This is a genomic window from Coprococcus intestinalis (genome assembly GCF_023656595.1).
Taxonomy (GTDB): domain Bacteria; phylum Bacillota; class Clostridia; order Lachnospirales; family Lachnospiraceae; genus Coprococcus_A; species Coprococcus_A intestinihominis.
In genome coordinates this window covers 60,557-75,500 of record NZ_JAMOKJ010000013.1, presented here as the reverse complement: position 1 = coordinate 75,500, position 14,944 = coordinate 60,557, and the positions used below count along the sequence as shown (strand labels likewise).

General features: G+C 46.1%; 15 protein-coding genes. 8 read left to right on the top strand and 7 right to left on the bottom strand.

Annotated features, from left to right (window positions below):
- Window positions 1-28 precede the first annotated feature (28 nt).
- The 8 genes from NBH03_RS10575 (at window position 29) to NBH03_RS10540 (ending at window position 8,518) form a co-directional block, all read left to right on the top strand.
- A complete protein-coding gene (locus NBH03_RS10575) occupies window positions 29-1,231 on the top strand; it encodes an ABC transporter substrate-binding protein (protein WP_250799557.1) in 1,203 nt (400 codons plus the stop codon).
- 340 nt (window positions 1,232-1,571) lie between these two features.
- Window positions 1,572-2,447 (top strand): branched-chain amino acid ABC transporter permease, encoded by an 876-nt coding sequence (locus NBH03_RS10570; protein ID WP_250799556.1) that lies wholly within the window; start codon window positions 1,572-1,574, stop codon window positions 2,445-2,447.
- Window positions 2,448-2,456: 9 nt separating this feature from the next.
- Entirely contained in the window at window positions 2,457-3,524 is a 1,068-nt protein-coding gene (locus NBH03_RS10565) for a branched-chain amino acid ABC transporter permease (RefSeq protein ID WP_250799592.1), read from the top strand.
- The gene (locus NBH03_RS10560; RefSeq protein ID WP_117541146.1) at window positions 3,524-4,282 is read left to right on the top strand and encodes an ABC transporter ATP-binding protein; all 759 of its coding nucleotides are present in this window, start codon (window positions 3,524-3,526) and stop codon (window positions 4,280-4,282) included. Before NBH03_RS10565 ends, NBH03_RS10560 begins: the two co-directional genes overlap by 1 nt.
- Window positions 4,283-4,295: 13 nt before the next feature.
- On the top strand, window positions 4,296-5,006 hold the full coding sequence (locus tag NBH03_RS10555) for an ABC transporter ATP-binding protein (RefSeq protein WP_117528225.1): 711 nt from the start codon (window positions 4,296-4,298) through the stop codon (window positions 5,004-5,006).
- 24 nt (window positions 5,007-5,030) lie between these two features.
- On the top strand, window positions 5,031-5,660 hold the full coding sequence (locus NBH03_RS10550; RefSeq protein ID WP_117528228.1) for a cytidylate kinase-like family protein: 630 nt from the start codon (window positions 5,031-5,033) through the stop codon (window positions 5,658-5,660).
- A 171-nt stretch (window positions 5,661-5,831) separates the two neighbouring features.
- Entirely contained in the window at window positions 5,832-7,853 is a 2,022-nt protein-coding gene (locus tag NBH03_RS10545; RefSeq protein WP_250799555.1) for a M28 family peptidase, read from the top strand.
- A gap of 5 nt (window positions 7,854-7,858) precedes the next feature.
- A complete protein-coding gene (locus NBH03_RS10540; protein WP_250799554.1) occupies window positions 7,859-8,518 on the top strand; it encodes a GNAT family N-acetyltransferase in 660 nt (219 codons plus the stop codon).
- A gap of 122 nt (window positions 8,519-8,640) precedes the next feature.
- Here NBH03_RS10540 and NBH03_RS10535 read toward each other — a convergent pair whose 3' ends face one another.
- The 7 genes from NBH03_RS10535 to NBH03_RS10505 form a co-directional block, all read right to left on the bottom strand.
- Complete coding sequence (locus tag NBH03_RS10535) at window positions 8,641-9,819, bottom strand: UxaA family hydrolase (protein WP_221718578.1); 1,179 nt, start codon at window positions 9,817-9,819, stop codon at window positions 8,641-8,643.
- The gene (locus NBH03_RS10530) at window positions 9,819-10,130 is read right to left on the bottom strand and encodes a UxaA family hydrolase (RefSeq protein WP_178438442.1); all 312 of its coding nucleotides are present in this window, start codon (window positions 10,128-10,130) and stop codon (window positions 9,819-9,821) included. The genes NBH03_RS10535 and NBH03_RS10530 overlap by 1 nt, the downstream gene beginning before the upstream one ends.
- A gap of 52 nt (window positions 10,131-10,182) precedes the next feature.
- Window positions 10,183-11,118, bottom strand: a complete 936-nt coding sequence (locus NBH03_RS10525; RefSeq protein WP_250799553.1) for a thiamine pyrophosphate-dependent enzyme — start codon at window positions 11,116-11,118, stop codon at window positions 10,183-10,185.
- Window positions 11,119-11,130: 12 nt separating this feature from the next.
- The gene (gene porA, locus NBH03_RS10520; protein ID WP_178438447.1) at window positions 11,131-12,312 is read right to left on the bottom strand and encodes a pyruvate ferredoxin oxidoreductase; all 1,182 of its coding nucleotides are present in this window, start codon (window positions 12,310-12,312) and stop codon (window positions 11,131-11,133) included.
- A complete protein-coding gene (locus tag NBH03_RS10515; RefSeq protein ID WP_178438450.1) occupies window positions 12,312-12,617 on the bottom strand; it encodes a 4Fe-4S binding protein in 306 nt (101 codons plus the stop codon). The genes porA and NBH03_RS10515 overlap by 1 nt, the downstream gene beginning before the upstream one ends.
- A 2-nt stretch (window positions 12,618-12,619) precedes the next feature.
- Window positions 12,620-13,198: a 2-oxoacid:acceptor oxidoreductase subunit gamma family protein gene (locus NBH03_RS10510; protein WP_250799552.1), complete on the bottom strand. Its 579-nt coding sequence runs from the start codon at window positions 13,196-13,198 to the stop codon at window positions 12,620-12,622.
- A 136-nt stretch (window positions 13,199-13,334) separates the two neighbouring features.
- Window positions 13,335-14,882, bottom strand: a complete 1,548-nt coding sequence (locus NBH03_RS10505) for an L-lactate permease (RefSeq protein ID WP_221718580.1) — start codon at window positions 14,880-14,882, stop codon at window positions 13,335-13,337.
- Window positions 14,883-14,944: the final 62 nt, after the last annotated feature.

The following is a 14,944-nucleotide window of genomic DNA, read 5'->3' as shown; positions in this document are numbered from 1 at the left end:
GTAAAGCATGAGAGAAGGAGGATTTAAAATGAAAAAGTTAGTTAGTTTCATGTTAGTTGCTGCTATGGTAGCGGCAACATTAACTGGCTGCGGCAGTTCAGATAATGCAAAGTCAACTGAGGCAGCTGGCGAATCAAGTGCCGCTGGCGAATCAAGTGCCGCTGCAGGTACAACATTTAAGATTGGTGGTATCGGCCCTGTGACAGGCGGTGCTGCTCTGTACGGTCTGGCAGTACAGCGTGGTGCGCAGATCGCTGTTGACGAGATCAATGCAGCAGGCGGTATCAATGGTACTCAGATTGAGTTCAATTTCCAGGATGATGAAGCAGATGCTGAGAAGTCAGTTAACGCTTACAACTCCCTGAAAGACTGGGGTATGCAGATGCTGATGGGTACAGTAACAAGTACACCATGTGTTTCTGTAGCTGCTAAGACAGCAGAAGACAATATGTTCCAGTTAACACCATCCGGTTCATCCGTAGAATGTGTACAGAACGACAACGCATTCCGTGTATGTTTCTCTGACCCAGACCAGGGTAAGAAATCCGCACAGTACATCGGCGAACACAAACTGGCTACAAAGGTAGCAGTTATCTATGATAGCTCTGATACTTATTCAACAGGTATCTATGAATCTTTTAAGAGCGAAGCAGCTAATCAGGGTATCGAAGTTGTAGCAGAAGGTGCATTCACTGCTGATAACAAGACAGACTTCTCTGTTCCTCTTCAGCAGGCACAGGCAGCTGGTGCAGAACTTGTTTTCCTGCCAATCTACTATACAGAAGCTTCTCTGATCATTACACAGGCTAACAAAATGGGCTATGCACCACAGTTCTTTGGTTGTGACGGTCTTGACGGTCTGATCGGTGTTGAAAACTTCGACCAGTCTCTGGCAGAAGGCGTTATGCTTCTGACACCATTCGCAGCAGATGCTCAGGATGATCTGACACAGAAATTCGTTTCTGCATACAAGGACAAATACGGCGAAACACCTATCCAGTTCGCAGCAGATGCATATGATGCTATCTATGCAATCAAGCTTGCAGCTGAGAAAGAGAATGTGACACCTGATATGAGTGTTTCTGATATCTGCGAAGCTATGAAGAAGGGCATGACAGAGATCTCTCTTGAAGGTCTGACAGGTACAATCACATGGACAGCATCCGGTGAACCTGATAAGGAACCTAAGGCTGTTAAGATTGAAAACGGTGCTTACACAGCCATGGAATAATCGGTGTGTCTGACGCGATTGTACAATCGATTTAGATTTTACTAAAAGATAAAGGGGACAGGATTTTCCTGAGCGGGAATTGAAGTGGATTCCTGAAGGAAGATCTGTCCTCTTTTTTATTAGGTACATGGAGAATTACCGGACAGGCCGGACGGTCGGACTGGATACCGAACTGCGTTGGCAAGACATCATAGCATAGCTATAACTTCTGATTAGAGCTGATATCAGCAATCGTTATAACCTGCATTTATGAGGCGGAAGTCAAGAGGTTGAATTCAGATTTTTCATGTGCTATACTTTTTGATAAGTATCTAAAAAAATACAACAGAGAGGTGTTATTATGCAATTTATTTCTTATTTGATTAATGGCATCAGTCTGGGAAGTGTTTATGCGATTATTGCTCTGGGGTATACAATGGTATACGGCATTGCCAAGATGCTGAACTTTGCCCACGGTGATATCATCATGGTCGGCAGCTATGTGGTTTACATTGCTGTCAGCTCTCTTGGACTGAATCCGATTCTTTCGGTGGTTATATCAGCCATTGCCTGCCTTGTTCTGGGTGTTGTTATTGAGAAGGTGGCCTACAAGCCTCTGCGACATGCATCCAAATTGGCCGTATTGATTACTGCCATCGGTGTCAGCTATTTTCTTCAGAACGTAGCACTGCTGATATTTGGTGCAAACACGAAGTCATTTACATCCGTTATACCGGCGGTTTCTCTGAAACTGGGATCTCTGACAATCACAGCTGAGACAATTGTTACCATTTTAGCCTGTGTGATTATCATGATCTGTCTGACTTTATTTATCAATAAGACAAAGGCAGGACATGCCATGCAGGCTGTATCTGAAGATCAGGATGCGGCACAGCTCATGGGTATCAATGTCAATGCGACAATTTCCCTGACATTTGCTATTGGTTCAGCACTGGCTGCCGTTGCCGGTGTGCTCCTTTGTTCTGCATATCCGTCCTTGACACCTTATACAGGTGCCATGCCGGGTATCAAAGCCTTCGTTGCCGCTGTATTCGGCGGTATCGGCTCTATTCCGGGTGCGCTGATCGGCGGTATCCTTCTTGGTGTGATCGAGATCCTTTCCAAAGCCTATATTTCTTCACAGCTGTCAGATGCCATTGTATTCGGTGTCCTGATCGTTGTTCTGGTTGTGAAGCCGACAGGTATCCTTGGTAAGGTAATACAGGAGAAGGTGTAGGTGACAGTGATGAAGAAGAAATTGAACAAAACAACAAAGAGCAATCTGATTACATATGCAATGGTGGTCATTGTCTATATTATTGTACAGCTGCTTGTTTCAGGCGGAGCCGTTTCCAGTCTGATGAAAGGCCTGCTTGTGCCATTATGTGTTTATTCCATTCTGGCTGTTTCACTGAACTTAACAGTCGGTATTCTCGGTGAGCTGAGCCTTGGTCATGCAGGTTTCATGTGTATAGGTGCTTTTACAAGTGCGACATTCTCAAAGCTTACCAATGGTGTGATCCAGCCTGCAGGGTTCAGATTTTTCCTGGCAATTCTTGTGGGTGCGGTATTTGCAGGTATCTTTGGTCTTTTGATCGGTATTCCTGTTCTGAGACTGAAAGGCGATTACCTGGCCATCGTTACACTGGCTTTTGGTGAGATCATTAAGAACATTGTCAATGTTATTTATCTTGGCCGTGACAGTCATGGTATTCACTTTTCTATCAAAGATGCTGCCTCCCTTGGAATGGATGCGGACGGTGAGATGATCATCAAAGGCCCTCAGGGTATCACGGGTACACCGACGGATTCCACATTTACCATCGGTATTGTCCTGATTCTTGTGACATTATTCATTGTTTTGAATCTGATTCATTCCAGATCCGGACGTGCGATTATGGCGATTCGTGATAACCGTATTGCAGCAGAATCTGTTGGTATTAATATCACAAAGTATAAGTTAATGGCATTTTCCATCTCAGCTGCACTGGCAGGCGTGGCAGGTGTGCTTTATGCCCACAATCTGTCCACGTTGACAGCTCTGCCGAAGAACTTTGGCTACAACATGTCTATCATGATTCTTGTATTTGTTGTTCTCGGTGGTATCGGCAATATCCGTGGTTCCATCATCGCTGCAGTTCTGCTGACAATGTTGCCTGAACTTTTACGAGGTCTGAACGACTTCCGTATGCTGATTTACGCTATTGTACTGATTGCGACAATGATTATTACGAACAATGAGAAGATCATGAATACAATCCGTCGTTTCCTGCCGAAGAAGCAGGCACAGCCGGTAAAGGAGGAGACGAAATAATGGCAATGCTTGAAGTGAAGAACTTAGGAATATCCTTTGGCGGTCTGCGTGCGGTAGACGGTCTGGATATGACAATCGAAAAGGGTGAACTGTACGGACTGATCGGACCGAATGGCGCCGGCAAGACCACCGCTTTCAATATGCTGACAGGTGTCTACAAACCGACAGACGGCGTGATCAAGCTGGATGGTGAAGACATCACAGGCAAGAGTACTATTGAGATCAATAAGGCAGGTATCGCCCGTACATTCCAGAATATACGTCTTTTCTCGGAATTATCTGTTTTGGACAATGTCAAAGTCGGCCTGCACAATCATTACAAATATTCTACAATCGCAGGTATCTTAAGACTGCCTGCTTACCGTAAGGCAGAGAAGGAAATGGATGCGAAAGCCATGGAGCTTCTGAAGGTGTTTAATCTTCAGGATGAATGGGATTACAAAGCATCCAATCTTCCATATGGTAAACAGCGTAAGCTGGAGATTGCCCGTGCCCTTGCAACGGAACCGAAGCTTCTGCTTCTGGATGAACCGGCAGCCGGCATGAACCCGAATGAAACAGGAGAACTGATGGATACCATCCAGTTCGTATGCAAGAACTTTGATATGACGGTTCTTCTGATTGAACATGATATGAAACTTGTATCCGGTATCTGCCAGAAGCTGACGGTATTGAACTTCGGTCAGGTACTGGCTCAGGGCAAGACAAGTGATGTTTTAAATGACCCGAAGGTTATCAAGGCCTATCTGGGAGAATAAGGAGAGTAGTATCATGTCAATGTTAAAAGTCACAGATTTACAGGTATATTACGGTGTGATCCAGGCGTTGAAAGGCATCTCCTTTGAAGTTAATGAAGGAGAAGTTATCGCGTTGATCGGTGCCAATGGCGCCGGCAAGACAACCATCCTGCATACCGTTACCGGCCTGATCAATCAGAAAGCCGGCAAGATAGAATTTGAAGGCAAGGATATTTCCCATACACCGGCCTATAAGATTGTAGCAGAGGGCATGGCTCATGTGCCGGAAGGCAGAAGGGTCTTTGCAGAACTCTCTGTTTATGATAATCTAATGATGGGAGCCTATACACGCAAAGATAAGAAAGAAATCGCAGAGACACTGGCAATGGTTTACAAGCGTTTCCCACGTCTTGAGGAACGTAAGAAACAGATGGCCGGTACATTGAGCGGCGGTGAGCAGCAGATGCTGGCTATGGGCCGAGCGCTGATGTCCAAGCCGAAGATCATCCTGATGGATGAGCCTTCCATGGGTCTTTCTCCGATTTTCGTTAATGAGATTTTCGATATCATCAAGGCTGTCAGTGCCAGCGGTACAACCGTTCTTTTGGTAGAACAGAATGCCAAGAAGGCACTGTCCATTGCTGACAGAGCTTACGTCCTTGAGACAGGCAAGATTATCCTTGAAGGCGATGCAAAGGTATTGATGAATGATGAGAGAGTCAAGAAAGCTTATTTAGGCGAATAGAGGGATCTTTGAAGGAGGGGTTTTATGGGCAGCAACAGAATCATTACAATTGCAAGACAGTACGGCAGCGGCGGTAAGACCGTTGGTCAGATGCTGGCCAAAGATCTGGGCATCGACTGTTACGACCGTGAGATTTTGCGTATGGCTTCTGATGACAGTGGTCTGAATCTGCAGATGTTCGGCAATCCGGATGAACGCCGCAGAAACACATTTCTGACCCGGGCTATCAAGAAAGTCTACAAAGGTGAAGTGATTCCGCCGGATAGTGATGATTTTGCATCATCTGACAATCTTTTCAACTATCAGGCAAAGATTCTGAAAGAACTTGCAGAACAGGAATCTTATGTTGTCATCGGGCGATGTGCGGATTTCATTCTGAGAGACAATCCGAATGTTGTCAGCGTATTCATCCATGCACCATTTGATTACTGCGTAGACCGCGGTCTTGAGAAACAGAGTATGACAAGGGCGCAGATGGAGAAATACATCCAGAAGACAGACAAACAGAAGGGCGATTACTACATGTATCACACAGGCCAACACTGGTCCGATGCACGTAACTATGATCTCTGTCTGGACAGCAGCAAGCTGGGGTTTGAGGGATGTGTAGAGGCGATCAAGGCTTATATGGCGGTTCGCTTTAAAGAGCAATAATATAAAACGGGCTGCGAAGCCTATTTAGTACTAGAAAAGCAACACTATGAACGATTTATTTATGAATTCGTTCATAGTATTGCTTTTTTCTTATGATTCTGAAAAGAAATATGATATTATAATTAACAAGAATATTAATTTATTGATTGACGAGCGGAAAGAAGGCATAAAATGACAACAGAGCAGCAGTACATCGCATCATTAGACATAAAAGCATCCTACAATCTGGCCAAGCAGATGGAGGCCTACCGCACGAATCCTGTTCTCGGCTACCGACCGGCGGGCTCAAAGGCAGAGTTTGAGACTGGGGAGATGTTGAAGTCTTATATGGAAGATTTGGGACTATCCAATGTCCGTAAGGATGAGATTAAAGTGGACGGTTGGGAGTTTGAGAAGGCGGTTTTAGCCTATGCAGATGCAGCAGGCGAGAGACAGGAAGTTCAACTGGGTGCTTATCAGACGGATTTTGTGACAAAAGGCGCAGAAACATTTCAGGTTGTTTACGTGGGTAAAGGCGGCGAGAAAGATTATGCCGATAAGGATGTGACAGGAAAGATTGTGCTGGCGGAGATCAACCAGAGGGATGAATGGTGGATTAATTTTCCGGTGTATCAGGCCCATGAGAAAGGGGCAAAAGCGCTGATCGCTGTTCAGATCGGCGGATATGGACAGGTAGACGAGAAGGCTTTGAATGCCCAGGATATCGCGGGACCTCCGGAGGCAGCAGCTTTTTCTATGTCCTTTGAAGATTCTGAGAAATTGAAGGCATGCCTGGATGAAAAAGGTGAGATTACCGTCACTCTGGATGCCAGCAGCCGGGTCATGCGGGATGTTTCTACTTATAATATTCTCGGGGAGATTCCGGGCAGACGATCGGATCGAATGATTCTTCTGTCGGCTCATTACGATTCCTATTTCAGCGGTTTTCAGGATGACAACACGGCGGTGGCCATGATGCTTGGCATTGCCCGGGCTTTCATTAAAATGGGCTATCAGCCGGAGAATACATGGGTATTCTGCGCCATGGCTGCGGAAGAATGGGGCATTGCCGATTCCAAGTACGACTGGTCAACCGGCGCTTATGCGGAGGTGTTTAATGTCCATCCGGAATGGGCGGGCAAAGTGATCGGTGATTTCAATTTTGAATTGCCGGCACTTTCCAACGGCAATCTGGATGGTATTCGCTGTACATATGAATACAAAGACTTTTTTGAAGATACATTAAAGACACTGCCGGCACTTTCACCGGCCTATCCGGAAGGGGTTCTTGTATCGGCACCGATTGAAACCTGGTCGGATGATTTTTCCGTGGCTATCAGCGGCATTCCATCCATGGTCAATGAATTCAGTGCAGGTTCATTTATGACTACACACTATCACTCGCAGTATGACAGTGATGCATATTATAATGAAGCGGCTTATCGATTCCATCATGAACTTTACGGTCTGCTTTTGATGCATCTGGACAGACAGTCTGTGGCACCGCTGAATTTTGCGGAAGTTTTTGAGCAGGCATCTGCCAGCCTGGATGTGCTGATGTGCCAGAAATCCGGCAGCAGGGTTACTGCACTTTTGAACCTTCTGGGTCAGACAGAAGAGGTGGCAGAAGAAGTTTATGACCGTATTTATGATATCAATGAGGCGGGAGTGGATTCTGAACAATGCCGTGAGGCTGAGAACATTCTGCTGAAAGTATTCAAGATGGCTCAGGATAAATATGTTCGTCTCACATGGGAAGATGCGGTCGTGTTTCCGCAGGAGGCGGCTCAGAATAATCTGCGGTATCTGAAAAAAGCCATTCGCGCTTTGAAACGTAAGACACCGGATGCCGAGGCAGCTTTTGAAGCTTTATATGAGATTGATAATAATGCCTATGCTTTCCAGTTTTCAAAACAGGTCTATGAGCGGTTTACAGATTATGTTCTTGACCAGAATTCAGACCGTCTTCAGTGGGGACGGGGACGCATTGTACATCATGAAAATCTCTATGATTTGGTGGCACAATTGATGGATAAATATCATCAGGGGGCGACAGATTTTTCAGATGAGATCGTGGAGCTTGAAAAGGTTGCAAAACGGCAGAAAGCCTACCTTAGAGATGATATCGAATACATGCTGCAGTCCACAGAGAAAATGTTGCTATTGCTTCAGGCAGCCAATGAACGGCTGAAAAATATACAGGAGAAAAATTAATTATTATGGAAAGTGAAAGACTATATCAGGTGCAGAAAGAGGACCTGCCGAAACTGGAGAATTTGCTGACGCAGTGTTTTAGAGAGGACCCGCTTTATCATAGCCTGATTCCAAACAAAGACGTCAGGGAAAGGTTGATGCCGGAGCTTTTTAAATGTGATCTGACGGAGTTCTATGAATGCTGTGATATTTATGCAGACAGCCCGGAATGCAACAGTCTGTTGGTGGTTTCCGATGAAATGGAACCCTATGAGCATTTATTTAAAGCGTATTTTACAGAAATTGCGGCAGCATTAAAGACGGATGGTTATCTTCTAAAAGAAGATGTTTCCATGCATACATTCTGGAATTTCATTCTGGGGAGAGATTACTTGAATTCTGCATGGACAGACCAGCTGCATCAGAAACATCGCCTTCATGTAATTTATCTGGCGGTGCGACCGAATATGCAGCATCATGGGTTAGCGGATGTGCTGATGAATGAGGTGATTCGATATGCCGACAAACATCGGATGATGGTGTCTTTGGAGACACACAATCCGGTGAATGTGGAATTTTATCAGCGTTTTGATTTCAAGGTTTTTGGTATTGTACAGAAACACTTTGATCTGAAGCAGTACTGTCTGATCCGTGAAATCAGGAAAAGAGAATCTGCAGCAAAGTAATTGAAGGCTCAGGGAAGCAGGTTCACAAGAAATAGAAGATAAAATACATAAAGAATGCCGTCGCATCCGGGATGATAGAAATCTCCGGTGCGACGGCATTTTGTGGTAGAGTAGACCTTTTATCAGATGACAGGTCCGAGACAGTGGATATCGATGGAAGTAAAGTACTGGATGGCCTCATTTCGTGTCATTTCCCCGTTCAGGACACGCAGCATTTTCTCAAAAGCAGCTTCGCCGACTTCATTGATACTGTTTTTGCCCTCAATAATGACACCGGCGTTGAGATCCATATCGTTTTTCATCCGTTCGTAAGTATTTGGATTGCCGCAGATTTTGATCACCGGCATGCACGGAAAGCCCTGAGGGGCACCGCGGCCGGTGGAAAACATCATAAACTGGGCGCCTGTTGCAGCCATACCTGTCAGGATTTCCGGTTCACGTCCCGGAGTATCCTTGATCCAGAGGCCTTTGCAGCCGGCAGCATGCTGAGGATATTCAAGAACACCCTGAATCGGACGGCTGCCGGATTTCATAATAGCTCCAAGACTCTTTTCTTCAATAGAGCTTAATCCGCCGGCGATATTGCCCGGTGTTGGCTGACCTTTTCTCATATCGCAGCCGATGGCTTTGGCACGTCCCTCCATTTCATTGACGATCTGGTAGATCTTCCGGCCGACAGGACCGTTTTCACCGCCCACGGCACGGCGGGCCAGAAGATGTTCACCGCCAATGAATTCTGTTGTTTCGCCAAAGATAACTGTTGCACCAAGATCCACCAGTTTGTCAGCAACATAGCCGATGACACAGTTGGAAGCGATACCGGAAGTTGTATCAGAGGCACCGCATTTAATGGACATAACGACTTCGGAGATATCTGTTTCTTCACGCTGCAGGCCGGAAATTTCTATGGCCATATTCCGGGCGATATCGGTACCTTTCTGGATGGCGTTGGAGACACCGCCAAGTTCTTGAATACGGATAATTTCAACGTGTTTGCCTGTGGCAGAGACCTCTTTATACAGGCGTTCAACATCAGTACCTTCACAGCCCAGGCTGACGATCAGTACAGCTCCAAGATTCGGGCTTTTGCCGAGACTGATCAGTGTGTCCGTAACTCTTTCAAGATCCGGCGGCATCTGGCAGCAGCCCTGATGATGCGGAAATGTGACACAGCCCTGTACCTGTCGGCAGATGGCTGAGGCAACATCTGATGCGCAGGTAACACTCGGAATAATACCAACATAATTTCTGATACCGACCTGACCGTCAGGACGGCGATAACCATTGAATGTATAACCCATTACACTGTCCCTCCTTCCAGATCACCGCGTCCGCGCTGACTGTCCATGTTGTGGATATGGACATAATCACCTGCAGCAATATCCCTGGATGCGGCACCGATGGCCTCACCGTATTTAATAATTTCTTCGCCCTTTTTAATATCGCAGAGGGCAATCTTGTGTCCGTAAGGAACATCAGACAATAATTGAATTTCAAAGTGGTGGCCCTTTTTGTCTGCGACGTTGGCGATCATGCCGGCTTTGACGTCGTTGGTAAAGACGGTGGCCACATTATCGTGGTCAATTGCTTTTAATGCAAAAACTTCAGCCATTGTAAGTCATACGCTCCTTTCAGTTTTTCAGTTGCTGTTTTGTAAGTCATGATTATGCGTTGGCTCTTGTCAGAAGATTTTCCCAGCGTCTGTCGATTTCTCTCTGGATATCTTCAATGAGATGTTCATTTTCCGGTTTGAAAAGGTGGGCAAAACGTCCCTGACTTCTCAGGAAATCTTCAATTGGCAGTTTTTTCTTTGGAATGTAATTGACAACCCATTTTTCACCGTCATAACATTCAAATAATGGCCAAAAACAGGTATCCACAGCAGCTTTGCACAGATCAATGATATCCGGTGTATTATAGCGCCATCCGCGAGGACACGGTGCCATAATATTGAGGAAAGCGGCCCCGGGTGTGTATAAAGCTTTCTCGGATTTGATATGTAAATCCCTGAAATTTTGGACAAATGTTGTCTGGGCAACATATGGTACGTGATGAGCTGCGATTACTTCAGCCAGATCTTTGCGGTTTTGCGGTTTGCCGTTGCTGACTGTACCGACAGGTGTTGTTGTTGTATCCGCATACAGAGGTGTTGCAGAAGAACGCTGGATACCTGTGTTCATATAGGCTTCATTGTCATAGCAGACATAAACCATATCGGTGTTTCTCTCCATAGCACCGGAAAGGGACTGGAAACCGATGTCATACGTTCCGCCGTCGCCGCCTACAGCGATAAATTTGTAAGTACCGTCTATTTTGCCTTTTTTGGACATGGCTCTGTAAGCAGCTTCCACGCCTGAACAGGTTGCACTGGCATTTTCAAATGCTGTGTGAATGTAGGAATCCTGCCATGCTGTGTATGGATAGATAAAAGTGGAAACTTCCATACAGCTTGTTGCATTGCAGATAACTGCATGGTCTTCAGGATGAACAGCTTTCATCACATTTCTAAGGGCAATGGATGCACCGCATCCTGCACACATTCTGTGACCGGCAGTCAGTCTGTCGGGACGTTCCATATATTCTTTAAAATTATATGCCATTTCGATTCCTCCTTATCCCTTCAGGGACAGATAACGATATGTCTGTCCGACTGTGCCGTCAGCGGCAATTTTCATCATATCCTCATAGACACTTGTAAGGCTTGCAACAGTAACATCACGACCGCCGAGACCATATACATAATTAACGAATTTCGCGTGGATGCCGGCATCATAAAGTGCACATCTGACATCGGCGCCCAGAGGACCTGTGACCGTATTGAAACTTTCTGTACGATCCATGCAGGCAACAACTTTGACATTCTTTAATGCTTCTGCAATCTGGGATGCCGGGAATGGACGGAACATGCGGACTTTGATCAGGCCGGCACGGATACCCATGCTGCGGAGTGCATCAACAGCGTCCTTGCCTGTGCCGGCAGCACTTCCCATGATGACCATGGCATAGTCAGCATCTTCCATGCGGTAGGATTCAAAGAAGCTGTATTTTCTGCCTGAAATTCTCTCAAAATCTGCAGCAACATCTAACATAACCTTTTTGGAATTTTCCAGTGCCTGAAGATTAGCACGTTTGGCTTCCATAACATAAGGCGGATTCGCATAAGGTCCGATGGCCAGCGGCTCGGATGCATTCAGAAGATAGTGTTCGGGTCTGTATTCACCTACAAAATTTTTGACAACATCGTCTTCTAACAGTTCGATATTTTCAACACCGTGGCTGATGATAAAGCCATCCTGGCAGACCATGATCGGCAGACGGACATCCGGATGCTCGGAAATACGGAAAGCCATGACCATATTATCATAAGCTTCCTGGTTATTTTCTGAGAACAGCTGGATCCAGCCGGCGTCACGGGCACCCATGGCATCAGAGTGGTCACAGTTGATGTTGATCGGCCCGGAGAGAGCACGGTTGACAAGAGCCAGAGCCAGAGGCAGTCTGTCGGAGGCTGCCACATAAAGCATTTCCCACATATAGGCAAGGCCGCAGGAAGAAGTTGCGGTCATGGCGCGGGCACCGGCTGCGGAGGCACCGATGGTGGCACTCATGGCGCTGTGCTCACTTTCTACGGGAACAAAAACAGAATCGACTTTGCCATTGGCAACATAGCTGGAAAAATACTGAGGGATTTCTGTTGATGGCGTAATTGGAAAGGCTGCGACAACGTCAGGATTAATCTGGCGCATGGCAGTTGCAATTGCTTCATTACCGGATAATCTTTCTCTGATTGACATTATTCGTCACCTTCTTTCATGGTGATGGCACCGAATGGACATACTTTGGCACAGATACCGCAGCCTTTGCAGTGCATCAGGTCAAAATCTTCACGTTTCTGGTTTTTTACAGGAATGGAGGAATCCGGACAAACCGGCACGCACATCAGACATTGTTTGCATTTGTCCATATCCAGAACCGGCACATTGACACGCCATTCACCTGTATTGAATTCAGGAGCCGTGGCACCGCCTGTTACAACAGTACCGGGATTCAGATTCTGCCAGGTAACATCAATATCCTGTTTTCTGATATCAGTTTTCATACTCAATGTACCTCCTTTAAAGCAATTTCCAATGCTTTCATATTGCCGTCAATAATGGATGGCTTGGAAGCAAATTTATGGGCGTAGGATTTGCGCATATCTTCCAGAAAGGCCTTTTCCTCCATAACTCCGGTAATTTTGACAACGGCTGCCAGCATCGGAGAATTCGGAAAATATTTGCCAAGAGTTTCAATGGAAATCTTTCGGGCGTCAATGGTATAAATATGACCGTGATAACCTTTTTCCTCAAGAAGCGGTTTTAATTCATTGCTGCTTTTATGGGAGTTGATGATGATTGCACCGCCTTCCTTGGTACCGGCAGTAACATCGACGCTTTCAATTAAAGACTCATCGACAACAACCACGTAATCCGGCTCATAAATATTGGAATGAACGCGGATCGGGTTACGACTTAAACGATTATAAGCAGTAATGGGAGCTCCCATTCTTTCAGGACCGTATTCCGGGAAGCCCTGAACATAGAGACCATTATTGAAAGCAACATCAGCCAGCAGGAGGGCAGCCGTTTTAGCACCCTGACCGCCGCGGCCATGCCATCTGATTTCAATTAAATCCTTCATTTTCTTACCTCCTTTGATTTGTAAAAAATCCTCAAAAATGATTTTTATAAAGGATAAGACGCTTCAGATATCCAGCGGAATATCCAAGCGTCTTATCTGATATGTGTTCAAAGTGAACACATTGAAATGCGGGTTGTTAAAGAACAACAGCCAGCAGATAGGACATAATACATACGATGACACCTAATACAATACAGATACCAACAGTCTTTGTCATGATCTTGCCGTCAGAGCCTTCAAGTCCGATCGCAGCAACACCGATGGCGATACTCTGAGGGGAGATCAGTTTGCCGATACCGCCGCCTGCAAGGTTGGCGGCAACCAGCATAACAGGGTTGGCACCGATAAGTTCAGCAACCTCATACTGCATCTTGGCAAATAATACACCGGAAGATGTTGTGGAACCTGTTACGAATGTACCGAGGATACCGCAGATTGGTGCGAACAATGGGAAAATAGATCCGGTAAGATCAGCAAGTAAAGTTGCGATGGCTGTTGTCATACCGCTGTAGCCCATAACCTTGGCAAGAGCGATGATGGCAATAACAGTGACCATGGCTTTCCACATGTTCTTTAATGTCTGGCCAAGTGTTGAAATCATTTCGCCGATACTCATATGCTGGGCAAAACCGCCGATGATGCCGGCAAGCAGGATCAATGTTCCGGCATTGCCAATCCATGCCAGCTTGATGGTGGCGGCACCTTCACCGGCATATACAGAGAAAGCTGTTGAAAACTTGCCAAGGAAGGCGTTGATCGGTGGAACAAGCTTGGATGTACCAAGCAGGAAAACAAGCATCAGGATATACGGAAGCACAGCGGCACCCATACCGAATTTAACATCAGAAGCCTCTTCTTCACTGGCTTCGATCATATAAGCAGGATCTGTTGTAGGCGGCATTTTCTTTGCAAAAACGACCAGAACGATCAGACAGATCACACAGCCGATAAGGTCGACAAATTCTGCACCTACAAAATTACCAACGATGGCTGCAGGGATGATATAAGAAAGAGCAGCAACGATGGTGAAAGGAATCATGCCTTCAAAAGGTTTCTTGGAACCGCAGGCTTTACCGGTCATCCATACGATGATGAATGGAACGATAATGGCCGGAATAATCAGCATGTTGATGGCAGGACCCGATAAAAGAGCTGCATCAAGACCAACAGCGCCGGCTGCGGATGTTGTAGGAATGGCAACGGAACCGAATGGCGGTGCAATGGAGTTGGCAACCAGGCAGACAACAGCGGAGAAGATTGGGTCAAAGCCGAGACCAACCATCATAGCTGCAGGGATAGCAACAGGTGTACCAAAACCTGCGATGGCTTCCATGAAACCGCCGAAGCCCCATGTAAGCAGCATAACAAGGACACGCTTGTCATTGGTTACAGATGTAAGAAGGCGTTTGATCATTTCCATAGCACCTGTTTTTACACAGATATTGTAAGTAAACATGGCTGCCAGAATGATCAGACAGATTGGCCAGATCGCGCCGATACCACCTTCAATGGCTGCGGTCAAAGCTTCAGGTACTGTCAGGCTGAATGCCGGAATAACAAGACTCTCTACAATGGAGATAGCCAGTGCGATCAGACATCCGATGTAGCCGGGCATTTTCAGTACAAGAAAGGCAATGAAAAGCCAGATGATAGGAAGTAATGCAAGAATGAATTCCACGAACATAAACGTCGCCCCTTTCCCCTGACAATATATACAAAAAAAGATGCCTTTTGGATGTGCTTCAC